The 26,022-nt window shown below is 71.0% G+C and carries 19 protein-coding genes; 5 read left to right on the plus strand and 14 right to left on the minus strand.

Annotated features, from left to right (window positions below; translation table 11 throughout):
• Positions 1-23 precede the first annotated feature (23 nt).
• The 5 genes from CAP_RS50960 to CAP_RS27360 all read right to left on the minus strand — a co-directional run bounded on the left by CAP_RS50960 (position 24) and on the right by CAP_RS27360 (position 7,322).
• On the minus strand, positions 24-719 hold the full coding sequence (locus CAP_RS50960; RefSeq protein ID WP_156041185.1) for a hypothetical protein: 696 nt from the start codon (positions 717-719) through the stop codon (positions 24-26).
• Positions 719-1,768, minus strand: coding sequence for a tetratricopeptide repeat protein (locus CAP_RS27345; RefSeq protein ID WP_156041186.1), 1,050 nt, complete (start codon positions 1,766-1,768; stop codon positions 719-721). Before CAP_RS27345 ends, CAP_RS50960 begins: the two co-directional genes overlap by 1 nt.
• Positions 1,755-3,296, minus strand: coding sequence for a serine/threonine-protein kinase (locus CAP_RS45640; RefSeq protein ID WP_197041376.1), 1,542 nt, complete (start codon positions 3,294-3,296; stop codon positions 1,755-1,757). The genes CAP_RS27345 and CAP_RS45640 overlap by 14 nt, the downstream gene beginning before the upstream one ends.
• A 169-nt stretch (positions 3,297-3,465) precedes the next feature.
• Positions 3,466-4,968 carry a hypothetical protein gene (locus tag CAP_RS52625; RefSeq protein WP_197041377.1) on the minus strand — a complete coding sequence of 501 codons (1,503 nt, stop codon included), beginning with the start codon at positions 4,966-4,968 and terminating at the stop codon, positions 3,466-3,468.
• Between the two features lie 59 nt (positions 4,969-5,027).
• Positions 5,028-7,322, minus strand: a complete 2,295-nt coding sequence (locus tag CAP_RS27360) for a GumC family protein (protein WP_052376060.1) — start codon at positions 7,320-7,322, stop codon at positions 5,028-5,030.
• Between the two features lie 228 nt (positions 7,323-7,550).
• Here CAP_RS27360 and CAP_RS55180 point away from each other — a divergent pair, with 228 nt between their 5' ends.
• Positions 7,551-10,988, plus strand: coding sequence for an FG-GAP repeat domain-containing protein (locus CAP_RS55180; protein ID WP_052376062.1), 3,438 nt, complete (start codon positions 7,551-7,553; stop codon positions 10,986-10,988).
• Here the strand turns inward: CAP_RS55180 and CAP_RS27370 are convergent.
• Positions 10,985-11,881: an AraC family transcriptional regulator gene (locus CAP_RS27370; RefSeq protein WP_044246389.1), complete on the minus strand. Its 897-nt coding sequence runs from the start codon at positions 11,879-11,881 to the stop codon at positions 10,985-10,987. The genes CAP_RS55180 and CAP_RS27370 overlap by 4 nt on opposite strands.
• Before the next feature lie 79 nt (positions 11,882-11,960).
• Between CAP_RS27370 and CAP_RS27375 the strand changes: the two genes are divergently transcribed.
• The gene (locus CAP_RS27375) at positions 11,961-12,704 is read left to right on the plus strand and encodes an SDR family oxidoreductase (RefSeq protein WP_197041383.1); all 744 of its coding nucleotides are present in this window, start codon (positions 11,961-11,963) and stop codon (positions 12,702-12,704) included.
• A gap of 607 nt (positions 12,705-13,311) precedes the next feature.
• Here the strand turns inward: CAP_RS27375 and CAP_RS27380 are convergent.
• Genes CAP_RS27380 through CAP_RS27390 form a run of 3 tightly spaced genes read right to left on the minus strand, consistent with a single transcriptional unit; the run spans position 13,312 to position 17,599 of the window.
• On the minus strand, positions 13,312-14,175 hold the full coding sequence (locus CAP_RS27380) for a hypothetical protein (RefSeq protein ID WP_044246457.1): 864 nt from the start codon (positions 14,173-14,175) through the stop codon (positions 13,312-13,314).
• Positions 14,176-14,180: 5 nt separating this feature from the next.
• Entirely contained in the window at positions 14,181-15,065 is an 885-nt protein-coding gene (locus CAP_RS27385; RefSeq protein WP_156041187.1) for a hypothetical protein, read from the minus strand.
• A gap of 11 nt (positions 15,066-15,076) precedes the next feature.
• Positions 15,077-17,599 (minus strand): TonB-dependent receptor domain-containing protein, encoded by a 2,523-nt coding sequence (locus tag CAP_RS27390; RefSeq protein ID WP_156041188.1) that lies wholly within the window; start codon positions 17,597-17,599, stop codon positions 15,077-15,079.
• Positions 17,600-17,722: 123 nt separating this feature from the next.
• On the opposite strand from CAP_RS27390, the gene CAP_RS27395 reads away from it, so the two are divergent.
• Together CAP_RS27395 and CAP_RS27400 are read left to right on the plus strand one after the other, a co-directional pair.
• On the plus strand, positions 17,723-18,862 hold the full coding sequence (locus CAP_RS27395; protein ID WP_044246396.1) for a hypothetical protein: 1,140 nt from the start codon (positions 17,723-17,725) through the stop codon (positions 18,860-18,862).
• Positions 18,859-19,284 carry a type II toxin-antitoxin system death-on-curing family toxin gene (locus CAP_RS27400; protein ID WP_052376067.1) on the plus strand — a complete coding sequence of 142 codons (426 nt, stop codon included), beginning with the start codon at positions 18,859-18,861 and terminating at the stop codon, positions 19,282-19,284. The genes CAP_RS27395 and CAP_RS27400 overlap by 4 nt, the downstream gene beginning before the upstream one ends.
• Positions 19,285-19,324: 40 nt before the next feature.
• Here the strand turns inward: CAP_RS27400 and CAP_RS27405 are convergent, their stop codons facing one another.
• Entirely contained in the window at positions 19,325-20,215 is an 891-nt protein-coding gene (locus CAP_RS27405; protein WP_044246397.1) for a LysR family transcriptional regulator, read from the minus strand.
• Between the two features lie 67 nt (positions 20,216-20,282).
• Between CAP_RS27405 and CAP_RS27410 the strand changes: the two genes are divergently transcribed.
• Positions 20,283-21,074, plus strand: a complete 792-nt coding sequence (locus CAP_RS27410) for an SDR family NAD(P)-dependent oxidoreductase (protein ID WP_044246399.1) — start codon at positions 20,283-20,285, stop codon at positions 21,072-21,074.
• A gap of 4 nt (positions 21,075-21,078) precedes the next feature.
• Here the strand turns inward: CAP_RS27410 and CAP_RS27415 are convergent, their stop codons facing one another.
• From CAP_RS27415 to CAP_RS27430, 4 genes are read right to left on the minus strand one after another with little or no spacing between them, the layout of a single operon-like run.
• On the minus strand, positions 21,079-23,571 hold the full coding sequence (locus CAP_RS27415) for a hypothetical protein (RefSeq protein ID WP_156041189.1): 2,493 nt from the start codon (positions 23,569-23,571) through the stop codon (positions 21,079-21,081).
• 38 nt (positions 23,572-23,609) lie between these two features.
• Positions 23,610-24,632: a hypothetical protein gene (locus CAP_RS55185; RefSeq protein WP_044246402.1), complete on the minus strand. Its 1,023-nt coding sequence runs from the start codon at positions 24,630-24,632 to the stop codon at positions 23,610-23,612.
• Positions 24,633-24,692: 60 nt separating this feature from the next.
• The gene (locus tag CAP_RS27425; RefSeq protein ID WP_044246404.1) at positions 24,693-25,220 is read right to left on the minus strand and encodes a hypothetical protein; all 528 of its coding nucleotides are present in this window, start codon (positions 25,218-25,220) and stop codon (positions 24,693-24,695) included.
• Entirely contained in the window at positions 25,217-26,014 is a 798-nt protein-coding gene (locus tag CAP_RS27430; protein ID WP_044246406.1) for an acyl-CoA desaturase, read from the minus strand. The genes CAP_RS27425 and CAP_RS27430 overlap by 4 nt, the downstream gene beginning before the upstream one ends.
• Positions 26,015-26,022: the final 8 nt, after the last annotated feature.

Below are 26,022 nucleotides of genomic sequence, written 5' to 3' on the forward strand. Positions count from 1 at the left end.
CATCGACGATGCCCCGTCCCGGCTCAGTGGCAGCGGAGGATCTTCGCGGCGTCTGAGACCGACTCGGAGCACCCGAGGAAGACCGAGCATGACCCGAACCTCCCGGTCTGCCCGCAGGTCACCGCTCCGAGGAAGGTGTTGTTCCGGGTCGAGCCGGGGCAGTTCGGGCTCGCGCAAGGCGTCTGCGGGTACTCCGGCTCGGAGACACCGCTGCAGTTGTAGTCCCACTTATTGCCGTTGTAGGGCGCGTCGAACCACGCCGTCTGGCCGGGTTTGACCTGTGCCCTGGTGTCATCGCAGTCGGTGTTGGCCGGGGCTGCCTCGGTGCACTCCGTCGACAGGAACGTGTCGTTGTCGTCGTCGCAGCACGCTGGCGAGCCGATGCCGTCCCCGTTCGGATCGCAACACTCCGGGCTGACAGGGCTGCACTCCCCTCCGACGCCCCCCGAGCCGCCCATGCCCCCGCCGCCTCCCCCGAGGCCTCCCTGGCCCCCGGCGCCTCCGAGCCCACCCACACCGCCCGTGCCCGCGCCGCCCGTACCGCCCCCAGCCCCGCCGCTACCGCCCCCGCTTGAGGTGGTGGTGGTCGTCGTCGTCGTCGTCGTCGTCGTGCCGCCGAGGTAGCTGATGTCCGGGAAGCTGCACGCTGCCGCCATCACCGCCGCCGCGCCGAACCCGAGCAGCAACGCCCCCACGTACCCACCGCGCCTCGTTCGCATCAGAACTTCCCTCCGATCTGAGCCGCCCACCCGCCGCCAATCGGCCCTACTCCCACGCGAAGCTGCGGCAGCGACGACGCCGCCTTGGGGCTCTTCGGCGACGACGGTGCCGACGGTGCCGACGGCGACGACGACCGGCTCCCCAGCACGAACAGCGGCACGCCCACGCCGACCCCCACGATTGCCACGGCCCCGAAGACGTTCACCAGGGTGGCCGCCGTCCGCCCCCGGGACTCGGTGCTCTCCAGGGAAGGGTTGCAGCCCTGGTAGTCAGGACAGGTCTCCTCGATCTCACCGAGCGCCGCGTTGCGCAGCAGCACCGAGACCACCGCCCCCACCGCGCTCGCGCCGCCGACCGACATCGCCGCGATCCCCGCGATGCGCATCGCCTTGCTGCCCTTCGCGGGCTCATCCTCGTCGCCCCCGGGCTTCTTCACGGTCGGGGTCTGCGTCACCGCCACGGGCCTCGGGATGTCCAGCGTCACCGCCTCGCGCTCACCTGCCGTCAGCTCGATGTGCCGGACCACCGGCGCCGCGCCCCCGTACGTGAGCGTGAGCTGGTGCGGCCCCACGTCCCGCTCGATCTCCACCCCGAGCAGCCGCGGATCCAGCGGCCTCCCGTCGATGTTCAGCTCCGCCTGCGCCTGGCCCTCGCCCTTCAGGTGCACCGTCAGCCGCGCGACCTTGCTCTCCAGGCGCTTGTACGCGCTCTCCGCGTCGGTCTCCCAGCCCTCGTACTTCGGCTCGTTGCTCTGGAGCGCCGCGCGGCGCAGGCTCCACCAGCTCACGCGCGCCGAGGCGAACTGCCCGAGCTCTTCCTCGCACTCGGCGATGTTGCGCAGCGCCCCGAGCCCCTGCGGGTACAGATCGAACGCGCGGCGGAAGGCCAGGATCGCGTCTGTACAGCGCCCCTCGCCGCGGAGCTGACGCCCCTGCGCGAAGAACGCCTGCGCGTCGGAGTCGATGGCCCACGAAGGCGCGGCCACCGTCGTGACGAGGGCCATCCATGCCGAGGCCACGAGGGTGCGCGCGCAGTTACTGGATCTCACTGGGGTCGATCTTCTTGCGGGGGCGGGGGGGCGGCGGAGGGGTGGTGGGAGCCACGCTCACGGAGGGCACCTCGTTCGGCGCCGGCGTGGCGGTGAAGGGCAGCGGCGGCGGCACCACCGTGGTTGGCGGCCGGGGCGGCGCCAGGAGGACCGGCGGAGGAGAGGGCGCAGTCTCGGGAGCGACCGCCGAAGGCACCACCTCCGGCGAGGTCACGGTCGGGATCTCCGGCACCGGCGCCACGCGGGCTGTCGACGGCGTGTCCTCGGGGACGCCCTCTTCATCCGCCAGCAGCCAGAAGAACACCCCGATCATGCTGGCGATCATGAACGCGCAGAACGAGATCGCGGCGATCAGCGTCCTCCGCCGCCGCTGGGCCTCCGCCGCGTTCCCGCCATCCACGGGCAGCACCGGTCGCGGACCCGGACCCGTGTCGGGAGAGGGGGCGGCTGCCGGGACCCGCGCCGCGGTGCGGAAGGAGTTCGCCATCGAGCGCGCCGACGAGAAGCGCGCGTCCCGGTCCTGCGCGAGCGCCCGCGCGCACCACGTGTCCAGCGAGGCCGGCAGCCCTGGGCGGCGCGTCGACGGCGGGTCGAACCGCCCGACGCCGATGGCCGCCATCACCGCGGTGAACGTCGGTCGCTCGAACGGCAGCACCCCCGTGAGCGCCTCGTACACCACCACCCCGAGCGCCCAGAGATCGCTGCGGGCATCGATCGCGAACCGCCCCTCCACCTGCTCGGGGCTCATGTACGCGGCCGTCCCGATGAACGACCCCTGCATCGTCGTGCGGGGCCGGTCGACCGGCATGTTCCCCGACATGATCTTGGCGATGCCGAAGTCGGCGATCTTCGCGCGGAGCTTCCCGTCCGGCTCCTGGCTGATCAGGATGTTCGAGGGCTTCAGATCGCGGTGGAGCACCCCGGCCGCGTGCGCCGCGTCGAGCCCCTCGGCCACCTGGTCGAGGATGTCCGCGATCTGCCCGAGCGGCATCTGCCCCTGATCGATCATGTCCGCCAGATCGCACCCCTCGAGCAGCTCCATCACCAGGTAGGGCCGCCCGAGGTGCGCGTCCGCGTCGTGCACGGTGACGATGTGCTTGCTCCGGGCGCCGAGGCGCGCCGCGATCTGCGCCTCCAGCCGGAACCGCTCCATCGCCTCCTGGCCGTGGCCCGGGTCGATGGTGAGGTTCGCCGAGATGAACTTGATGGCCACCTCGGTGCGCAGCGGGATGTGCATCGCCCGCCACACCTCCGCCATGCCCCCGTGCCCGAGGGGCTTGAGCAGCTCGTACCTGCCGTTGCCGATGGTCATCCCCGGCTCGAGGATCAGCGACGGCATCCGCGACGAGGGGATGGGCGTTCCGTCGCGGTAGCTCAACCCCTCCTCCCCCTGCGCGATGCCCGTCGGCAGGTTCCCTCGCAGTTCCGTGGGGATCAGCGCGACGCCACGGCTGCTCGACTCGGAGTCGCCGCCGTTCGACGCCACGGGACTGACTGCGCGTACCGATCGCGGCACCGGGGCCGACATGGTGGCCAGATCCTTTCGGAAGGTGGGCGCGTTGGGATCCCGTGCAGACATAGAAGGCTAGATGTAGCGGGGGCGTCTAAGGTCGCGCTCGGATCAGGGTATCGTATCGCTGCCGAACAGCCAACCGAGACCTGTTTTGCGCCAGACAGGCAGGTCAAACGACCGCCCCCTACCGTGTGCCCCCGGCGCTACGCACGCCGGATGTGCTCCCCGGCCGAGCGCGCCACCCCCGCGGAGCCTCGCGCCGCGCCCGGTCCCTGAGGTGTTGTAGCAGGGCGCTCGCGACGTGCACCAGGGCCGCCGAGATCAGGAACGCCACGCTCACCTTGAAGAGCGACGCCAGCTCGCCCCGGAACTGGTTGTACGCAACGGACCCCAGGCACGCCGCCAGCGCCCTCTCCAGCGGGTCGCGCATCCGGCCCACGTGCGCTGCCAGCGGGCCGAAGAAAAACACCGCCGTCACCACCGCGATCTGGAGGAGCGCGCCGAAGTACCCGAGGTTCAGGTACCCCTCCGCCGTCATGTTGAAGGCGAGGCCCCCTCCCTCGCGCGCGAACGAGGGCGACATCCACCACACGTACCGCGCCGACAGCGAGGTGGGCCGGTCTTCCCAGAGCGGCCGCGGCACCTGGATGAGCACCGCGTTCACCCAGCTCTCGCCCGGATACATCAGGATCGGCGGCTCCTGCTCGACCATGATCACCAGCGTACCGAACACCGTCTCCAGCTCGGGGATCACGAACGGATTGTCGAGGCGTGACAGCCCTGCCTGCACCGACGCGAGCTGCGCCTCCGCCCCCTCCCCGAGCTGCGAGCGGTAGCCCTCGATCGCATACGCGTAGATGGGGATCAGCCCCACCCCCACCGCCAGCCACCACCGCGGCACCCGCACCCGCGACAGGTGCAGGCAGAGCGCCACCGACGCGATGAGCCACAGCAGCGGACCGCGCCTGCCGAGCGCGGTATTGAAGAGAAACAGCACCACCATCACCGCGAGGGCTGTGTAGAGCACCCACGGCACCTTCATCCCGGCGGCGCGGATGTCGGCCACCCGCGCGGCGCAGTGCACGATGGCGAGCTGCACCACGAACCACCCGGCGGTGAGCAACCCCTTGCCTTGCTCGTGCTGGTACGTCTCCACGTAGCTCGCCGACAGGAGCCGATCGATCCCCGTCTGCGCCACCCAGACCGCGACGAGCAGCATCCCCAGCCCCCCGGCGGCGATCACCGCCCAGTCCCGCGGCAGCAGCTCCGGCGCGAGGGGTGAGCGCTCCTCCGGCGCGGCCCTTGGCTTGCTCAGGGCCGTGCACACCAGCGCGCAGCCCACCGCCCCCAGGTAGGCCACCTGGAAACCGCTGGTCTCCGCTGCCGACAGCGCGAAGGACCGGGACAGCACCAGGTGAAGCGTCGGCGCGTAGCCCGCGCTCAGGAAGTACGTCGCCGGAACGAACGTCTCCGGGTCGAGCGGGTGGAACCGCGCCCCCCCGGCCTTCACCAGCGAGGGCGCCAGCACCATGAGCAGCATGCCCACCACCCAGCCGCGCCCACCCCCGCCCAGCGCACTCTCCAGCAGCGGCCCCACCACCGCCAGCCCCGCCACCAGCCCCACCGCCCCCACGCGCGACAGGACCCGCTGTCCACCCTCACCCCGCCCCACGCCCTCTCGCCCCACGCCCTCTCGCCCGACACCCTCTCGCCCCACGCCGCCCCGCACCGCGCCGCCCCGTCGCCCTACGATGCCGCCGCCGAATCCCCGGGCCGCTCGTCGGCGGGGGCGTCGGCGCGGGGGTCATCCTGCCCGTAGAAGCCTTCCTTCTTGTACGAGTAGTAGTGGTAGTACCGGTACTCGTCCCGATCGAGATCCACCGCGTTCAGCACCACCCCCGCGGCCTTTCCCCCCACATCGAGCAGCGAGCGCACCCCGTGCCGCGCCAGCTCCCGCTGCGTCTTGAACGCGCGCGTCACCAGCACCGTCCCCTCCGCCAGCGTCGAGAGGATCGCCGCGTCGGTCACCGCCACGATGGGCGGGCTGTCGATGATCACCCGGTCGTAGCGCGCCGTGAGCTGCTCCAGCAGCACCTTGAACCGCTCGCTGTGGAACAGCTCCGCCGGGTTCGGCGGCAGCGGCCCTGCCGGCAGCACCCACAGGTTCGGCACCTCCGTGCGCATCAGCTCCTCGTCCGGCAGCTTCCCTTCGAGCAGCGCCGTCGTCACCCCCACGTTCGTGCTCTTGCCGAAGACCCGGTGCAGCCGCGGCCTGCGCAGATCGCAGTCCACCATCACCACCCGCTGCTCCGCTTGCGCCATCGCCGTCGCGATGCAGCACACCACCGTCGTCTTCCCCTCCGACGGCCCCGCGCTCGTGATCAGCAGCACCCGGTACGGATTGTCGGGCGCCATGAACAGCAGGTTGGTCCGCACCGCGCGCGCCGCCTCCGCCGCCCCGCTGAACGGCTGCTCGTGCACGATCAGCTCCCGCGACCCCGCGCCCCCCCGCGCCCCTCGCCGAGGCCTTCCGCCCCGCCGCTCCGCGCGCTTCCCTGCCTGCCGCTCCTCCGGCGAGATCTCCGGCAAGAGCCCCAGGAACGGCAGCCCCAGCTCCTGCTCCACGTCATCTGGCGTCTTCAGCGTCCGATCGAGCATCGCCCGCCCGAGCGCCGCCGCCACCCCGAGCCCCACCCCTGCGAGCAGCCCTGCCGCCAGGTTCATCGGCACCCGCGGCCTCACCGGCTTCTTCTGCGCCAGCGGCGGATCCGGCACCCGGATGTTGCTCACCCGCATCATCCGGGTGAGGTCCGCCTCCTTCGTGCGCTCCAGGACCAGCGCGTAGAGCTTCTCGTTGTTGTCCTTGCTGCGCCGCAGCCGGTTGTACTCGATCTCCAGCAGATTCAGCTCGAAGGCCTGCTTCTGCGCCCGCTCGAAGAGCGCCGCCAGCCCCGCCTCCTGCCGCGACACCACGTCCACATCGCGCTCCAGCGCCCCGCGGATGTTCTTCACCTCCGCCATCAGCGCCGCCTTCGCCGCCGTCACCCGCTCCTCCGCGGCCCGCACGTCGGGGTGGCGCGCCCCCTTGCCCTCCCCAAGCAGCGCCTTGTACTCGCGCACCACCTCGTCGTGCCGCTCCCGCAGCCCCTGGAGCGTGTGGCTCTGGAGCAGCTCCGACGACGGCAGATCCGCCGGCTCCGACGCCTTCATCTTCGCCAGCTCGTCCCGCCGCGCCCGCACCTCCTCGCGCTTGGCCCGGGTGGCGGTGAGCGCCTCGTTGAGCTGCTTCATCTCCTCGCGCAGCATGTTCGACTGATCGTCGATCGCCACCGACAGGATGTTCTTGTCGATCTTGTAGTCGTGCAGCGCCATCTCGCTCGACTCGAGATCCCCCTTCAGCTTGTCGAGCTGGGTGCGCAGCCACTCCACCGCCGAGTCCGTCGAGGTGAGCACGTCATCCAGGTTCTGCTCCACGTACGTGTTCACCAGCACCGACAGCACCCGCTGCGCTCGCTGCGAATCGGCGTCCGTGAACCGCACGATCGCCAGCCGGCTCTCCTTCACCGGATCCACCGTCAGCCGCTCCCGCAGCACCTCCGCCGCCTCCTCGGGGCTCACCGCCTTCGACGGCCCCGGCTTCCCTGGCGGCAAGTTCTCCAGGAACGCGCTGTCGTTGTGCAGGTTCAGATCCCGCACCACCGCCAGCGCCACCCGCATCGACTGGATGATTTTGTACTGCGTCTCGTAGTACTCGCGGTTGTTCCAGTACGACCCCGTCCCCATCTCCACGACCGTATCCACCCCGCGCCCGAGAGGCCGTGGGGGGTTCGGGTCGAACTGGATCGTCGCCGTCGCCTGGTAAATCTTCTTCTGCCCCAGCGTGTAGAACGCCACGAGCAGGAACACCGCCACCGCCGTCACCAGCGCGATCACCCAGTGCTTGCGCACCGTGCGCCACGCCAGGACGATGTTCAGCGCCGGCACCGAGCCTGGAGCGCGCCCGCCGACGCCCCCCTGGCGTGCACCTGGATCGACCCCCATGCCCGACGGCCCGGGAGCTTGCGAGAGACTGGCAGAGGAGGGGTTGGTCACAGGAAGGTAGGTCGAGCGCCGCGCGCACCGCGAAGATCGCAGCGCGGGGGCTAAGGTGCGCCTCACCCCGGGAAAGTTCAAGCGCCCCCCCGAGCTCTCCCGCGCCCCCCTCCAGCAGGCGACCGCACCCCCTCGCGCCTGTGGACACCGACCGCCGATCTCGCGAAGCTCGTCCCGATGGGCTTGCATCATGCTCTCGGCGTGGCGAGCGCGGCGGGGGTCCTCCTCGCCTCCACCCTGGCGTTCGCCGACTGGCCTGTCGCGCGCCACGACCCTGCCCGCACGGGCGCTTCTCCCCTCGCGAGCAACATCGGCAAACCTGCCCAGTACTGGCGCTCCTACCTCGGCGGCGCTCTCCGCGGCGGCGCCATGCTCGTCGCCGACACCAACGCCGACGGCGCGACCGACGTCCTCTACGCCGCTGGCGGCCGCCTCACCCTCGCCCGCCCGGACGGAGAGCGCCTCTGGCAGACCGGAAACCTCGGCATCCAGGTCATCCTCGACGTCCTCGACCTCGACGGCGACGGCGGCCTCGACGTGCTCGCCCGCAACGTCGGCGAAGCCATGCTCTTCGACAGCCAGACCGGCGCCCTCCTCTGGCGACAGCCAGCCGGCGAGATGGGCACCCTCAGCGCCGCCCGCATCGCCGACTTCGACGGCGACGGCGCGCCCGACGTCTTCCTCGACCGCTGCGGCTGCTGCGCCATCGAGGGCGCCAGCAACGGCGAGCTCTACTCCTTCACCGGCGCCCCCACCTCCCCCGTCAAGCTCGGCACCTTCCCCCCGCGCAGCCGCTGCGGCGTCGCCGCCACCACCGTCGGCGACTGGGACGCCGACGGCATCCCCGACCTCCTCCTCCCCGACGGCCAGAGCCTCCTCTTCGTCCGCTCCACCGGCGAGGTCATGGCCGTCTCCCCGCCCCTCTACCCCTCCATCGGCGCCTCCCGCTGCGAAGCCGAAAACCTCGACGGCATCCCCGGCGACGAGGTGGTCTGCATGTACAGCGTCACCCCCGCCGACGTCAGCGGCCGCCGCGTCTTCGCCCTCGCCTACCGCCCGAACGGCACCGTCGACACCCTCTACGACGTGTCCTTCGGCAACGCCGCCGTCGGCGACCTGCGCGCCCCTGGCAGCCTCCTCTGGGACGTCGACAACAACGGCACCCTGGAGGTGGTGATCAGCCGCCAGCAGACCACCACCACCTGGAACACCCACCTCCTCGACGCCCTCACCGGCCAGACCCTGGCCACCATCTACACCCGGCTCGCCCACGCCGTCGTCCCCATCCCCGGCACCACCCCCGAGATCATCACCTCCCGCGGCGACAACGTCTTCGGCTACCGCGTCACGTCCGGCCCTCCCATGACGCCCACCGTGCACTGGGAGCGCCCCGACCTCCGCGTCCACATGCAGCTCGACCGCGTGCGCGGCCGTCTTTCGAGCTTCACCGACACCGCCCCCCTCCTCGAACCCCTCAACAACGGCCCGCGCTCCCTCGTCTTCGAGTCCACCGCCTCCCCCCTTGGCCTCAGCGCCTACCTCGTCGGCAACCCCCACCTCACGCCCTTTGCCCACTACCCCCTCACCCCGGGCACCGGCCTCGCCGCCCTCGCCTCCATCCCCACCCCTGATCCTGCGGCCCGCCTCGCCGTCTCCCGCGACGACGGCTACCTCGCCCTCCTCGACGCCTCCCTCGCCCCCATCAACCCCCTCCAGGAGGGCACCACCACCCTCCCTGGGATGCGCGTCGGCACCTACGCCACCGGCGACGGCGGCATGTTCACCTTCGGCCGCGCCCCCCTCGCCGCCCGCCTCACCCCCGACGCCCCTGCCGACAGCCTCCTCGTCGTCGACGCCCGCGGCGACCTCCTCCGCATCGACGCCCTCGGCGCCAGCAACGTCAGCCCTGCCCAGCCCACCTTCCGCATCCCCGACGCTTCCGGCGCCGCCATCCTCCAGCGCCCCTTCGAACCCGCGCGCGTCGCCTACTACCGCCAGCGCATCCCCCGCACCGACCCCATCACCTACGACCTCGGCCTCGCCGACCACACCGGCACCGAGCTCCTCGACGTCCCCCTCTTCCAGCCCCCTGCCTGGGACGTCCTCCCTGCCGACCTCGAAGGCGACGGCTTCCCCGACCTCGTCACCATGACCCTCGGTCCCTCCTCCAGCGCCGAGATCCTCGCCCTCCGCGACGACGGCGCCGTCCACTGGGGCCGCACCATCAACGCCCAGTTCGCCACCTCCCCCCTCGCTGCTGCCGACTGGAACGGCGACGGCACCACCGACGTCGCCCTCGCCATCGACACCGCCCGCATCCACGACGGCCACACCGGCGCCCCCCTCGCCCAGAGCCCCATCGCCGGCTTCCTCGCCTACTTCACCCCCCTCCTCCACGACGCCACCGGCGACGGCCTCCCCGAGATGACCCTCCAGGGCGGCCTCTACCCCGCCCGCACCCTCTCTCACGACCTCTCCGCCACCGCCTGGCAGGGCCCTGACGACCGCCCTTACCCTTACGGCGCCATCGCCTCCTGCGCCGGCACCCCCCTGCTCGTCGAGGGCTCCTCCGCCTACCCCGCCCGCCTCGCCCTCACCGCCACCAGCGGCCCTGTCGCTGGCACCCGCCGCACCATGGTCCTCGCCGGTGGCCAGACCTTCGGCACCGAAGCCGCCGCCACCGCCGCCAACGCCACCCTCGGCCAGCTCGGCGACGTCGCCGTCTCTGCCAACCTCACCGGCTCCGACCCCCACCCCACCGCCCTCGTCGGCTCCACCGACGGCCACCTCTACGCCATCGACCCTTGCGCCGGCTCCCTCCGCTGGAGCCACCGCTTCGAGGCCCCTGTCAGCGCCCCCATCCTCGCCGACACCGACGGTGACGGCCGCGAAGACATCGTCGTCAGCGTCGCCGACGGCTACCTCTACGGCCTCCGCCACCAGATCCTCCCCTCCCCTGCCTGGGTCTGGGACATCGACCCCCCTGCTGGCCTCACCGACGACGACATCGACGAGATCGCCACCGAAGCTGCCCTCCACGCCTCCTGGTCCCCCGTCCCTGGCGCCACCTCCTACGAGATCGCCGTCGTCGGCGCTGCGGGCGAGTACCTCACCACCCCCTCCTGGACCGACGTCGGCGACACCACCTACGCCCCCATCCCCGGCCTCCCCCTCGAAGACGGCGCCAAGTACTACGTCGGCGTCCGCGCCCTCGGCCCTGCCGGCCGAGGCCCTGACCGCCCCTCGGACGGCGTCATCGTCCGCCTCACCCCCGGCGCGAGCGGCGCGGGCGGCTCCGGTGGCGCTGGCGGCTCCGGCGGCATCGGCGGCTCTGGCGGCCACGTCACCTCCTCCAGCATCGGCGGCGCGGGCGGTTTCGGTGGCTCCGGCGGCGCCAGCGCGACCCCCGACGAGATCCTCCTCTGGGGCCGCGGCTGCGCATGTCAGCTAGGCGCCTCTCCCGGCAGCGCCGCAGGCCTCCTCGCCCCCTCCGCCCTCGCCCTCCTCGCCGCCGCTCGCATCTCCCGCCGCCGCCGCCGCCGCCTGCGCATGACGCAGCAGCGCCAGGTGCTCGAAGAGGCGGTCGAGCATGGCTCGCCCACCCTTCCGGGCTAACCCGCCCGCGCATACCGACTCGGGCTCTGCCCCACGTGCCGGCGGAACGCCGTGCTGAACGTGCTCGCCGACCCATACCCCACCCGCTCCGCCACCTCCCCGATGCCCAGCTCCTGGCGCCTCAGCAGATCCCTCGCGACCGCCATCCGCCACGCCAGCAGGTACTCCATGGGCGCCACGCCCACCGTGCGGGTGAACCTCTCGAAGAACGCCGAGCGCGAGAGCGCCGCGGTCTTCGCGAGCTGCGCCACCGTCCACGACCGCGCGAGCTGACCGTGCATGTGCCGGATCGCGGGCGCGAGGCGCGCATCGGCGAGCCCGCGCAGCAGCCCCGGAGGGGCCTCGTCGCTGGACGTCGCGCGCAGCGCCTCGATGAGCAGGATCTCGACGAGCCGCGTCAGCACCAGATCGCGACCCGATCGTCGCGCCCCCGACTCCTCCCCGACGAGCCGCACCAGCACCGAGAGCCGCTCCACGCCGCGCACGTGCACCACCTTCGGCAGCAGCGACACCAGCAGCGCCGCGTCGGGCGAATCGAACACGAAGTACCCGCCGAGCAGCCGCACATCGGGCTGTCCACCGCGCGTCCCGTGGCGGACTTCACCGGTCGGTGAGGCGGCCACCTTCGGATCGACGCGCTCCGGCCGCACCGGCTCGAACCCCGACATGGTGAAGCCTGGCGTCGCCGGCAGGAGCACGAAGTCACCGTCCTCGATCGTGATCGCCTGCTGACCATCGACCGCGAGACGGCAGCTCCCCTCCAGCACCGCGCAGAAGCTCGGCTGACCGAACTCCGAATAGCGAACCCCCCAGCGACCGGCGCCGCTGATCCTCTTCGAGAACACCGCGCGAGGCTGGAGCAGCGTGATCACCTCCGAGAGCGGATCGACCATGTCCGGACTCTAGCCAAAGAAATGTGGACTCTCCATGGTAGAGGGTCCCGCGCCCAACCCTTACGTTGCCCTCATGAACATGAAGACGGTGCTCATCACGGGTTGTTCTTCGGGCTACGGCCTCGAGACCGCGCGCCACTTCCACGCCCAGGGCTGGAACGTCATCGCCACCATGCGCACGCCGCGCGAGGACCTCCTCCCCCGCTCGGACCGCATGCGCGTCATCCCCCTCGACGTCACCAGGCCCGAAACCATCACCGCCGCGCTCGACGCCAGTGGCCCCCTCGACGCGCTCGTCAACAACGCGGGCATCGGCCTCCTGGGCGCCTTCGAGGTCACCCCCATGCGCACCGTGCGCGAGGTCTTCGAGACCAACACCTTCGGCGTCATGGCCATGACCCAGGCCGTCCTCCCCCAGCTCCGCGCCCGCAAGTCCGGCGTCATCGTCAACGTCACCTCCAGCGCCACCCTGGCCCCGATGCCCCTCGTCGCCGTCTACACCGCGAGCAAGATGGCCATCGAAGGATTCACCGCCTCGCTCGCCTTCGAGCTCGAAGCCTTCAACGTACGGGTGAAGCTCGTCGAACCAGGCTACGGGCCGACGACAGCCTTCACGAACAACGGAGGCGCGCGCATGGATGGCTTGATCCCCGAGGCTTACGCCCCGTTCGCCGAGCGCATCTTCGCGTCCTTCGGCCAGCCGGCCGCGGTGACGCGCGAGACCGACGTCGCCGAGGGCGTGTGGCGCGCCGTGAACGACCCGACCGGGAAGCTCCGTTTCCCGGCCGGCCCTGACGCCGAGGCGCTCGCCCGGTCCGCCTGAGAGCCTGTCCCCGCAGGTCCCGGTCCACCTGATACGAACGGCCGGAGACTTCGTCCATGCGAGGGCGCCGCTTCCGTGGGCCACCCCACCCGGGTGAATCGCCTGCAGGAGGCTCGGCGCGTGGAAGGGGTGTCGTCGGTGGCCGCTGGCACCCAGTCCACCGGTGGAACAGGTGTGGGAGGGACCGAGCCTGCCCGGTCAGCCGTGGACCAAGTGCGGGAGGCGCCCGCAGGTCCTCGTTTCCCCGTGGACCTGGTGCGGGAGGTGCGCCGACCCTGCCCAGTCACCCGTGGACCTGGTGCGGGAGGCGTCGGGCGACGGAGGGGGTTCCCGCAGCCGACGAGGGGGGGGAGGCGCCGGCCGCACCTGGTCCACGGAGAACCGAGGTGCGGGAGGCCGGCCCCACCCCTTCCACCCGTGGACCTGGTGCGGGAGGAACCAGCCGCGGGATGTCCACCGCGGGACTGCGGGGCCGGACGAAGCCTCCCCACGTGGTCCCACGGCGGACTGGGGTGTGTCGGCGACCGACGACACCCTGTCCACGCGCCGGCTCACCGACCGCGGTTTCTCCGCCGCTTGTCCGTGTGGGCGGCCCGGCGAGACTCCTTCACGGATCTCCTGAGACGCACTCCCCCTCGCCCCGGAAGTGCCCCAGCGTCCGCGCCAGCGCCGCCACGTACGTCCCCAGGTCATTGATCCCCCCGGCGCTCCCCGTCCCGTAGCTCCCCTCCGCGATGCTCGTCAGCGGCACCGCCGAAAGCTCCGCCATCGTCACCTCTCCATCGTCGTTGGCGTCCGCCCCCGCGATCGCCTCGAACCGCAGCACCGCATTGTCCGCCTGCAGATCGTCATAGAACAGGTGATCCCCGTGGATGGTCAGCTCCACGCTGTCCGTCCCCCCGCTGGTGACGAGCACCCCCTCCGTCTCCTTCCCGTCCTTGTCTCCGCGGCAGCTCGTGTACGCCGTCGCATCCTCGAAGGCCCACACGAACTGCTTCGTCACGTCTCCCTTGCTGGCCTGCCCCTCCACGTACACCGACGCCCCCGCGTCGACCATGAGCTGCTTGTCGGCCTCCGTCGCGCTCACCAGGGCCGTCTCCGCGTCCACCGGGCTGATCTCGAACGACACCTCGCTCCAGGTCTTCGCCTCCAGCGCCCCGAAGCTCGCCACCGGCTTCACCCCGGCCGCCACGTGGTCCACCAGCACCGACCCTTCCATCCGGGCCCCGACCTGCCCCTCCCCATCGGCCACCGTCACGTTCCGCAGCACCACCAGGAACTTGCCGAACGTCACCTCCCACCCGTCCGCGAACTCCGACGCCGGGATCTTCTCCTCGATGTACTCCTCGCCCCAGGTCGAGAAGCTCACGCTTCCCTGCCCCTCCGCCTGCACCCCGCCGCCATCGTCACCACCGCAGCCCACCGTCACCGCTGCCATTGCGACGAGCGAAGCCCCGAACCACCTGTTCATCGTCATCACTTCTCCTCCGACCCGGCGCCATACGAGAACACGTACCCGGTCCCCTTCTTCAGCCCCCGGATGAACGCTTTGTGAGGCGTGCCCCGCACGTCGAACGCCACGGGCTCCCCGTCCGCGCTCTCCGGCACCTCCTCGAAATCCACCTGATCGAGCCACACGCTCGGCTTCACCAGCACCGTCACCGTCCCGTCCCCCTGCACCTCGGCCTCCTCGAACACGCACCCCTCCACCACCGGCAGAGCGTCGGTGTCGAGCACCTCGTCCGCCTTCGCCTCTGCCCGGAAGGACCGCGACATCCCCTCCTTCTCCGCCACCCCCTCCACGACCACCACCGCCTCCCCCATCGCCCCCGCCAGCGGCCCCACCGCCTTCGCCCCGAAATCGAAGCTTGCCGACCGGTACACCCCCGTCACCGCCTCCGACGCCCCCACGCTCACCGGCCCTCCCATGAGGTCCACGCTCGTCGCCGCCGTCATCTCCCCCAGCGCGTTCCCTGGCTCGTAATGCCCCGGGTGCGCGTGCGCCTCCCGGATCAGCCACCCCGACACCCTGTCCAGCAGCCGCAGTCGCCGCCCCCGCATCGCCGTCACCGGCGCCCCGTCGAAGTAGTACAGCGCCCCCACCGCCACGTCCGCGCGCGACAGCGTCACCCTCCACCCCATCGCATTCGTGAACCCGCCCGTCGCCTCCGCCCCCGCAGTCACCACCGTCTCGTGCGTGAGCCGCTTCCCCGTCGTGCTGTCCTCCCCGCCGCACCCCGCCCCCAGCCCCCCGAGCGCCATCCCCGCGAGCACCACGGCTCCCAGCGACACCACCCCCCGCCGCGCCCCGCGCCCATTCCCGCCCATCCGCGACCCTTTGCCAGCATCCATCGACGTCATGACGACCACCCTCACGAAATGAACAGCGACAACGACACCATCACCACCCGCGGCGCTCCCACCGTCACGTGCCGCACCGGCACCCGCTCCGTCGTCCCCTGCCGGAAGCTCGACGCGAACACGAACTCGCTGTCGAACCACGCTGCATCCAGCAGATTGAACGCCTCCACCCCCAGCTCCACGAACCGGTAGCGCGCCGACACTCCCCCATCGACCACCATCACATCGTGCCCCATCTCTCCGTACGGCATCGGCCGCCGGTGCAGCAGCGTCGCCCCGCCCCCCACCCGCGCCGTCACCCCGTGCCCTGCAATCTCCCCGAGCCGCGGCGTCACCGCCATGTCGGCCCGCACCACCACCTGCGGCACGTACGGCAGCAGCGCCCCCTCGCTGTACCGCGCCCCCAGCCCCTCCTCCCCCTCCGTGAACACCGCCCGCGTGTACGTCATCCCCACGCTCGACGTGAACCACGCCGTCGGCGTCGCCACCACATCCAGCGCCACCCCCGTCCGCGCCGTCGCCGGCACCGGCTCATTGCGCCCCGTCCGCTCATCGAACACCAGATCGTCGCTCAGCCGGCTGTGAAACACCGCCACCGAAGCCCGCACCGCCTCGTCCCCGTACCGCAGCCCCCCCTCCCCCGACACCACCTCCGTGAACGGCGCCCGCTCCCCGTCCCCCAGGCTCCGCGCCTGCGGCGACCGGAACCCCTGCCCCACGCTCGCCACCGCGTGCACCCCCGCCCCCACCGTCACATCGACCGTCCCCTTTCCTCCGACGTGCACCCCTTGCCCCGACCGCGCCCCCTCCTGCCCCTCCTTCGCGTCCACCGTGGAGAACGCCAGCCCATCCACCCGCACCCCACCCCGCACCAGCACCCGCTTCACAGGCCGCACCGACGCATCCACCCACCCCGCCACATTCGTCGCCTGCACCCGCGCCTCCACCATCTCCTCCGTCGGATGGTCATCCACCGCCGCGAGCCGCGCCTGCGATTGCGTGATCCAATCGTGCCGCGCATACACCCCCGCCTCCACCCCGTCCCGCTCCGAGAACACCGGCACCCGCCGCCGGTAATGCCCCGTCACCCCCGCCGTCGTCGCCTCGTTGAGCTGCTGCGTCGAATCCCCGTCCCGCTCATCGACCAGATACCCCGTGTAATTCGAGCGCAACCGCATCGCCCGCATCACCAGGAACGGCGCGAGGCTCCACCCCTCCCCCGCGTCCCCCTTCTGCAGCTCCCCGACGACCTGTAGCCGCGACGCGCTCCCCCCCTGCTTCGGGTCATACGACGCAAACCTGTCCACCCGCCCCCGGTCCACATCCTCCAGCCGCAGCACCCCCGCCGACCCGAACCTCCCCGCATACGCCGACGCCATCACCCGTGCCCGCAGCCCCCCCGCAAACTCGTGCACCGCCTGCGCCACCCCGCTCACCCGGTCCGCCGCCCGCGCCGGCCCGAACCCATCCGTCCCGTAAGCCTCGAACGCCGCAAACGTCTCCGCCCCCGCCTGCTCCGGGTGATACGCCATGAACAGCCGCCGCCCCCCGAACGAGCCGGCGCTCCCCTTCGCCGTCACCCCCGGCTCGTCGTACCCGAGGTCCATCCGGATCGACCCCGCCACCGCGAAGTCCCCCTGCCTCGGGTCATACGACCCTGGCGACGCCGTGATCCTCGCAATTACCTCTGGCATCACGAAATTCAGATCCGCATACCCCTGCCCGTGCACATTGGAGACATCATTCACGGGCGCCCCCGCGACATTCACCTCTAGGTCCTGCCCGTGCACCGCATCGAACCCCCGGAAGAAGATCTGGTGCGCCTTCCCCTCCCCCCCGTGCTGCGTGACCATCACCCCTGGCACCACCTGCAGCGCATCGCTCGCCGTCCGGTGGGGCGCCGCCCGGATCACCCGCCCCTCCCGCACCGTCTCCGAAGCACTCCGCGGCCCCGTCTCCCCCTGTACTGTCACCTGCAGCCCCGCGCCCTCCGCCGTCCCCCCATCTCCAGGCTCCACCCCGGTTCCTGCCGCCCCGGCCCCTGACGACGCCCCCTCGCCCGTCACGCCCGTCACTCCCCCGCCCAGCGCTGCACTCCCTGCCAGCGCAGCCCCTGGCCGCCCCTTGAAGCGCACCGCCACCCGCGTCCGCGCCCGCACCGCCTTCCCCTCCCGGGTCGCCGGCCTGAACCTCCACTGCCGGGCCGCCCCCAGCGCCGCCTCATCCAGCCCCGCCCCCAGGCTGACCTCCACCGCCGCCTCGGCGACCTTCCCATCCTCCCCGACGACGACCACCACCGGCACCACCACGTCGTGCCCAGACGCCTGCCCCCCCGGCCAGCGCGCCTCCGGCTGCACCCCCGGCTCCGGCGCCCTCACCCCCGTCGCCCCCGTCCCCGTCCCTGCCCCTGTCCCTGTCCCCGCCCCTGTCCCTGTCCCCGCCCCCGCTCCCTCCTGCGCCCGCACCTCCGGCACCACCCCCCACAGGGCGACCGGCAGCACAAACCAGGGCAGAAACGACTGGAGGTAACGCAACAGCGGGACCGTAGCACGCCCCCATCCGGCCGTGCCACGACCCGTGTCACGCCTCAGCCGTTCCGTACCACGCCCTCCCCGACGCGCATTGCCCCCTGCTCACCCCTCTCCTAGATTACCCGCATGAACGGCACGTCCGCCGCTGCAGTCCTGGTCGACTTGCCCCCGTCGACCAGGTTCGCTTCTTTGGAGACGTGGTTCAACGCGCTCCCAGCGCAGGACCGCGCCAGCCTGCGCTGGTTCGCGCAGGTTCTGGAGACGCTCCGCGAGGATCTGGTGAAGAGCCCGATCACGGAGGAGTCACTCCACGCGATCGCGCTCCGCTACCAGGACATGGTCATCCGCCTACGAGCCTGGCGCTGGTCGCTCCAGCAACCATCTTGGCTGATCGAAGATCATCCAGACGCGCGACATGGAAGCCTCGAAGTACAGCTCGGCTCGCCCATCGCAGCGACGCAGATCGAGCTGGCTGAAGGGATTGTAAAAGGATTCTACCTCACCTTCAGTGAGCTGGTGCGAGAGGACGCCATCCACTCATCCCTCGTGGAGTTCATGGCCCAGACTTCAACGGAACATCTCAGCGAAGCGCTCGCGCAGAACCCTGCCTTCGACTTGGTTCGCGCTCAGGTGCTCCTGCAGGGTGTCTTTGAATGCATCGATCGAGGCGGGCTGCAGGAGCGGGCCATTGAGCTGGGTCGCCGCGCCCTCCTCTGTGCGCTGCATGGCATCACAAAGATGAGCAGGCTTTTTCCCCCTGCGCTGACGAAACGCATCCGTCTGCATACGCGTGCGGCGATCCAGGCCCGCCACGACGAGACAATCGACCAACCGCAGGCTTCCGATGCGGATCAACTTCTCGTGGCAACGACGCAGAAATGGCTCCTGGAATCTGAGGAGCCGATAGCTATTCTTCGAGGGCTCCGCATCGGTCCTCCCCGACCTGCCTCACCTTCGGGCGCCGCCCCTCCGAAGCTTCGCAAACTTCTCGGCGAGCTTGTCGGCATCAGATTCGACAGCTCCAGCCTGAGTCTCAAAGATGCTGAGGGCGAGCATACGTTCTACGTCACACCGGCACTCCTAGAGCGCGCCCTCTCCCTGCGTGGCCAGCCCGTTGCCGCACTTCTCGTCACCGCAACGCCCTCGGGCTTTCAGCGTCTGCTCCGCCTCGACCCTGTCGAAGGCCCCACCATCCCCTCCGGCCCCGAGCGCACCCGCGAGCTGATCGAGCAGCATGGCGAACTACTCCATCGCCTCGCGCAATGACCGCGCCTCCCTCCGTCGGCTTTTCGCTCCTCACCACCGACCGAATCGTGGAGCTTCACGCGGACGCGATTGCCCACTACGGCGGCGCCGCTGGAGTCCTTCACCCGGACCGCCTGGACGGCGCCGTCTACAGCGCTGTGAACGCCGATCTCTACCGGACGGGCGCGGAGACCGAAGCTGAAGCCGACCCGCTCGGCGTCGCCGCCCACCTGTTGATCTACTTCGCGCTCAACCACGTCTTCTGCGACGGTAACAAACGCATCGCCTGGTTCGCCATGACCGACCAGCTCCGACTGGTGGGCCTGACCGTCGATGCCCCCACGGATGACAAGGAGCGCCTCGTCCTCAGCGTCATCTCCGAGAAGCTCCAAGCCGAAAAGGTGATCCTCTGGCTCATCGAGCATCTCGACGCTCCCCCCTAACCTCTCCTTCTCTGCGCTCCCCTCTGCGTGCCCCCCTCCCCTACCCCCTCAGCGCCTCCTGCAGCGCTGCCGCCAGCGTCTCCAGCACCAGCCGGATCCGCGGCACGTCCCGCAGCTCCCGGTGGTACGCCAGGTACACCGGCACCGACGGCAGTTCCGCGTCCACCTCCACCCGCATCAACCCCGCGTGCTCCCGCGCCAGCCCCACGGACAGCAACCCTAGCCCCTGCCCCTGCGCAATCGCCTCCACCAGGGCGTGATCGGTATTCGACTGAAACACGAACCGCGTCACGCCTCGCTCCGTCAGCCACGCATTCTTTGGTGTCTTCGCCAGCGCTTCCTCGTATCCCACGAAATCGTGCCGCCCGAAATCGCTCACCTTTACCCGCGTCTTCGACAGGCGCCGCTCCACGTAATGCGCCCCCGCGTACAGCCCGAAGTGTGCCCGTCCTACCGCCCGGTGCGCCACCACCTCCGACTGCACCTTCACGGACCGCATCGCGATATCCGCCTCCCGCCGCGCGAGATCTACCAGCCGCGTCTCGTCCAGGATCTCGAACGTCAGCCCCGGATGCCTCCGCCGCAGCTCACACAACCGCTGCGTCACCCCCCGCGTTGCCGACCCTGCCGTCGACACCCGCACCGTCCCCGACAGCGCGTCCTCCGCCCTGTCCCGCCGCACCGCCCGCAGCCCCAGCTCCATCTCCTCCGCGAGCCTCACCAGCCCCAGTGCCTCCGCCTCTAGCGCCGTCCCGCTGCTGCTTCGCCGCACCAGCACCCGCCCCAGCGCCGCCTCCAGCGCCTCGATCCGCCGCGACGCCGTGCTCGTCGACATCCCGAGCGCCCGCCCCGCCCCGAGGAAGCTCCCCTGCCGATGCAGCGCCAGCAGCACCCGTAGATCGTCCCACAACGGCGCCGTCTCGTGTTGCATTCCTGGAAAGCCCCTTTGCGCCGCTGCACGTTGACCGAAAACGCCCACCACCACAACCTTCTCTCCCATGACTCCCTACGACTTCCGCAACCGGACAGTGCTCATCACCGGCGCCTCCCTCGGCATTGGCGCCTCCTTCGCCCGCGCCCTCTCCGCGCGAGGCGCTCACCTCGTCCTGGTCGCCCGCAACGAAGCCCGCCTCTCCGCCCTCGCCAAGGAGCTGGGCCGCGCCCACGTCATCCCCGCCGACCTCACCACCCCTGACGCCCCCCAGCGCCTCTTCGACGACGTCCGCGCCCGCGGCCTCACGATCGACGTCTTGATCAACAACGCCGGCTTCGGCGTCCACGGCCCCTTCGCCGACGTCCCCCTCCCCACTCACCTCGAACAGATCGACCTCAACGTCCGCGCCCTCGTCGCCCTCACCCACCTCTTCATGCCCATGCTCGAAGCCCAGCGCGGCGGCGTCATCCAGGTCGCCTCCCTCGCTGGCCACCAGCCCAGCCCCTTCTTCTCGACCTACGGCGCCACCAAGGCCTTCGTCCTCGCCTTCACCGCCGCCCTCTGGGCCGAGTACGAACCCCGCGGCGTCCGCGTCCTCGCCTTGAGCCCTGGCGCAACCGAAACCGCCTTCTTCCAGCGCGCCGGCAACGTCCCTGGCGCCGAGACCCGCGCCTCCCCTAACCACGTCGCCCAGCTTGGCCTCACCGCCTTCGCAGCCGGCCGCCCTGCCGCCATCCACGGCGCCGGAAACCGCGCCCTCGTCACCCTCTCCCGCCTCTTCAGCCGCGAGTTCTCCGCCCGCACCATGGCGCGCATGATGCGCCGCAGCCCGCCCCCCGCCCTTCCCGGCACCTGACCACTCAGGCCGGGAGCACCACCCGATCCAGCACCGTCAGGATCACGATCGACTCCACCAACGCCACGATCAGATCCGCCCGGCAGCGCTGGGGCGCCTCGTAATCGATCCCGGCCGGGCGTGGGAAGTGATGGCCGCGCCATTCCCAGTGGTGCTTGTGGCACTCCAGCTCCAGCTCCACCCGCAGCGGCACCCCCTCGCGCACGCGCCCGCGGTGCAGCGCTTCAGCGTCCACGCGGCGCGCCTCTCGCGGCCCTGCAATCTCTGTCGCTTTCCCGCACGCCTGCGCGGGGCAGAGGTCGAAGTGCCCGTAGCCATGCCCTGACTCGGAGACCCACGTCGCCTCCACGTCGGCGAAGTAGGTGCGCATCCGCGGGACCCCCTCCTCGCCCCCCACGGGATTCCACCACGCTCCCCCGACGAACATCCGCTCGAAGCCTTCCGAGACCCTGCTCCGGAAGCGCACCACGCACCCGTGGAAATGGTGGGGATGCGCCAGGAGCGAGCCAGCCTCCACCCGGTGCACATAGCTCTCATCCGGCAGCAGACGCGCGCAGCGCGCCCGCGCCCCCGCCGACACACGCTCGCTCGCCTCGACGAGCCCTGCCACCGGCTCGCCGCTCCGGTGCGCCTCGATCAGCCGCAGCCAGAGCGCGAAGGCTGCGCAGCCTTCCTCCTCCGCCACCACCGCCAGCGTCGCCGGCCGCGCGCGCGTCCGCGAGGCCTCGACCCACGCCGCCTCCAGCCGCTCCGACGGCGTGTCCTCTGGGAACCGGAGAGACCCCTCCAGAACGACCCCCTCGGTGGGCCGGTAGGCGTTGCTGAACTGCTGCCAGTCCGTTCCATCGAACTGAAGCTGGAAGCTCCGCTGCTCCGTGAGGGACACCCGCAGCAGGTCACCTGGCTCCGGAGACGGGTGCGCGCGACCCACGGCGGCACGCAGCGCGTGCAGCCAGACATGCGGCACGCTGGCCATCTCGACGCGGTGGATCGGGAAGCCCCGATGGATCGCCCAGCGCGGCAGCCCGACCGGTCCGGCATCGTCCCTCGGCCCGAGCGCGACATCGAGCGCAGGCAGCCACGCCTCCGGCCCCGCCGCCGCCGACCCCGCCGACCCCGCCGACCCCGCCGACCCGGCCGACCCCGCCGACGCAGCCTCCGTGGTGGCCTTGGGCGTCAGGACCAGCGCGAGCCCCGGCGCGCCCGCGGTCTCCAGGAAGATCGCGATGTCGTTCGCGGCGCGGTACGGATCGCCCCCGAGACACCTGGCGAGCACCTCGAGCCCGACATGCGCGATGACACTCTCGGTGCAGACGAGCAGCCGCTCCCCGGACCCCAGCCCGAACTCGCGCACCTCCGGCGGCGCCCCGAGCGCGTGCGTCTCGATCGCCGCGAGCGCCTCGCTCCCCGGCGGAAGCTCCCCGCCCGACGCCCGCACCTGATCCAGCACCGTCTCGGGCCGGGCCACGAGCGCCAGCGCCCCGTCACGCCATACGAACACCCTGAACCCACCGGCGAGCGCCATCTCCACGCGCCCCTCCCCTGCGCGGTGGATCGTCACCCCTGCCCCATCGAACCGGTAGCCCCGAGGCCACCCCAGGAGCGGGTGCCCAGGATGGTGCCGCCACCAGTGCGCGAAGTCGTCACTCCACGCCGACGTATTCTCCCGGTAGGGAAGGATCGCAGCCCACCAGTCCCCTCTCGCGGTGACGACTTGCGGCGGATGCCCGTCGGTGCGGTGCACCGCGGCGGCCCAGCCCGACCCCCCTGCCGCCCGCTGGCTCTCCTCCGCGCCGGGATGAGGCGCCACGCGGTAGGGCATCGGCCCCTGAGGCCCGATGCGCGTCCCGAGCCGGTCCGCCCCGCGCCCCACGAAGTGCGGCCGCCCTTTCCCCGTCATCACGCTGATCGCGCGCCCATCGTCTCCATCCCAGGCCAGCCAGACCGCGTGCGACAGCCGCAGGATCGGCACGAACCCCGCATCCAGATCCGGCGCCTCCAGCCACCCTTCCCTGTTCCCTCGCTCCCGGTCGACCTGCCGCACCAGCCGCGCATCCGTGCGTGCAAGCACCACCCGCGCGCACGCTTCGGAGTCGACCACGAAGCTCCGTGTCCCGTCCGCGAGCGCCGCGCACACCTCCACGCTCCCCGTCTGCACATGCCGCACGTCGCGCAGCCACCCCTCGACGTCCGGAATCGTGGGCATCGCGTGAAGCTCCACCGCCACCAGCCGCCCACCCGTCATCGACAGCGGCCTGCACCTCGGCCCCAGCTCCAGCAACGGCCCGAGGATCTTCGGCGCCAGCCGGGCCCACCCCCAGGCCACCTCGGCGCGCAGCCCCACCCGCGCCTCCAGCGCCTCCAGCTCAGGGTCTGCGGAAGGCCCCCTGGGCGCCTCGCCCGCACGCGCGGACCACCAGGGCCACCCCGCCCGCGGCGCGACCCCCGCGTCCACCGCCCCCTCTCGCCCGCCACTCGCGGCGGCGTCCGGAGTCATCCCCATACCCCATCTGCATCACGCCTCACCCCGGCCCGTCAATGGAGCCCTCGCAGCGGCGACGACCCGAACCACCCGATCGCCGCCACGAGCGCCAGGTACACCACCTTCTCCGGCAGCGACAGGCTCCCCAGGAACACCCGCACCCGATAGAGCGCCGTCAACTCCGGCACCCCCACCCGCACCATCTTCACCCGCTCCCCCCTCGCCGCCACCACGCACCCCCGCCCATCGAACCCCCGCGCGTGCCCACACTCCGGACACCGCACCTTCCCCACCGCCCCTGCCGGCACCCGCAACCGCTGCCTGCATTCCCCCACGCAAGGCACCACCACATGCGACCCCAGCCCCTGATACGCCAGCCCCCTCTCCCGCCCCATCACCCGCCCCATCGCCCGCTCCACCAGCAGAAACCTCACACTCCCCCGCGCCGAATCGCTCAGATCCCGCAGCGCCCGCTCCCGCCCCACCCCCAGCGCATCCGCCACATACGCATACGCATACTCCAGCATCCCGATGCTCAGATACCCCAGCGACTGGTACACCCTCACCGCCTGCCCCTCGCCGAACCGCGTCCGCTCCGTGATCGCATTCAGCGTCAGCGCCCCCAGCCCCGTCAGCATCACCGCGAGGTCCACGTGCACCTCGTCCACCGCCGACCCCATCTCCCCCACCCCCCGCTCCACCAGCAGAATGTGACAGCACTCGTGCGCCAGCACCGCCCCGATCGCATATCCATCCCCCCGGAACCGCTCCGAGATCTCGATGAACCAGTCCCCCCCCTTCCGCTGGATGCTCCCCGCGTGCTCCACCCCTGACCGGAACCCCACCACCACCGCCCCGCACGCCAGCCCCAGGTGCTCGATCACCTTCCGCGCCGCCTGCTGCAGCGACACGACCGACCCCGTACAGGCCTCGTAGAACTCCTCATCCGCGCGGAACAGGAACCCGTCCCGCACCGGACAAGGCAGCATCAAGTCCCCCGCCAGCGCCTCCAGCCGCCCTGCGACCCACCCCGGGGTCGCCTCGACGACCGAGTACGAGGCCCGACCCGACGACATCCCCCATCTCCACCACGCACCAAGGCAGGCGTCAACAGAGCCCCGAGGCCCCCTCTCGGCTCAGCTCCGGGCGAACACCGCAAACCACGGCTCGAGATCTCCGTGGAGAAGCCCCATCTCCCGGAGCTTTCCCACGTGCCGGAAACGCTCCCGCGCCACCGAGACACGCTCCCATTGCGCATGGCTCCCAGCAAGGTCCGCGCGCACCTGCGCAGGGCTCTCGATGCCAGCCACGCTCTCGAACAGAACCCCCTCGATGTCGGCCAGGTACTTCTTCGCCTGCTCGGACCCCATACCGAACCGCCCGATGAACACGGCCCGCAGCCCGAGTTCACAGATCTCCCGACCATTGCGATCGATGGCATTGGAAATCCGCGCAGCCGCAGCCGCATACGCCGTGATGGACGCTTCAGTCCACGCCAGCACCAGCTCGAAGCTGGTCCCATGGAACACCCTGTAACTGGCCATTCTCCCGAGGTGCTCAAAGAAATAGGCCGACTCCCCCCTCTCGATGGCCGCCTCGACGGCCCTGTGAACAGCCTCTGGCCCGGCTGCGAGTGCCTCGGAGATAGGGTCTACATCGCTCATGGCTGCGGCTCCGCTGCTCGAAGGTTACCCCACCTTCCCCACCGCCCCCCCTTCCCCGCCGCCTGCGGCTTCTCTCCCAGCCGGATGATTCCCATCCAGTGCATCACCCGCATCACCTGGTATGCCGGGTCCACCTCGAACCACCGCACCGCGAAGTTCGCCCGCTGCCCGTACTTGTGGTGATTGTTCTGGAACAGCTCCCCCAGCGTCACGAAATCGAACACCAGCGTGTTCCGCGAATCGTCATCGCTGTCGAAGTTCCGATACCCGTACCGGTGCCCGCACCAGTTCACGATCGCCCCGTGAATCGGCCCCATCAGGTAGTGCACCGGCAGCAGCAGGAACTGCCACCACGCCGTCGCGAACACCCCATAGAACACCGTGTATCCCGCCCCCCACGCAATCCGCGACACCCACGAATCCCCCACCTTCTCCAGCAGCGCCCACTCCGGGTAGCCCCCCTCGAACCGCGCCTCCGGCTTCTCCTCGCCCCGCAGGATCGCGAAGTACTGCACCTTCGTCGCCCACATCATCGCCAGGAACCCCGACGCATGCCGCGGCGAGTGCGGATCCTTCGGCGTATCGCTGTAAGCGTGGTGCATCCGGTGCAGCACCGCATAGGCCCGCGGGATCAGGAACGACGCCCCCTGGGTCATCCACGTCAGCACGAAGAACACCCGCTCCCAGCCTGGCGAGCAGGTGAACATCCGGTGCGACGCATAGCGGTGGAGGAAGAACGTCTGGAAGAAAACCGCGAGAGTCGAGTGCGCCACGAGAAAAAGCGCGATGGCCATCCAATGCT

Origin of the sequence: Chondromyces apiculatus DSM 436, assembly GCF_000601485.1 — a bacterium.
Classification (GTDB): Bacteria; Myxococcota_A; Polyangia; order Polyangiales; family Polyangiaceae; genus Chondromyces; species Chondromyces apiculatus.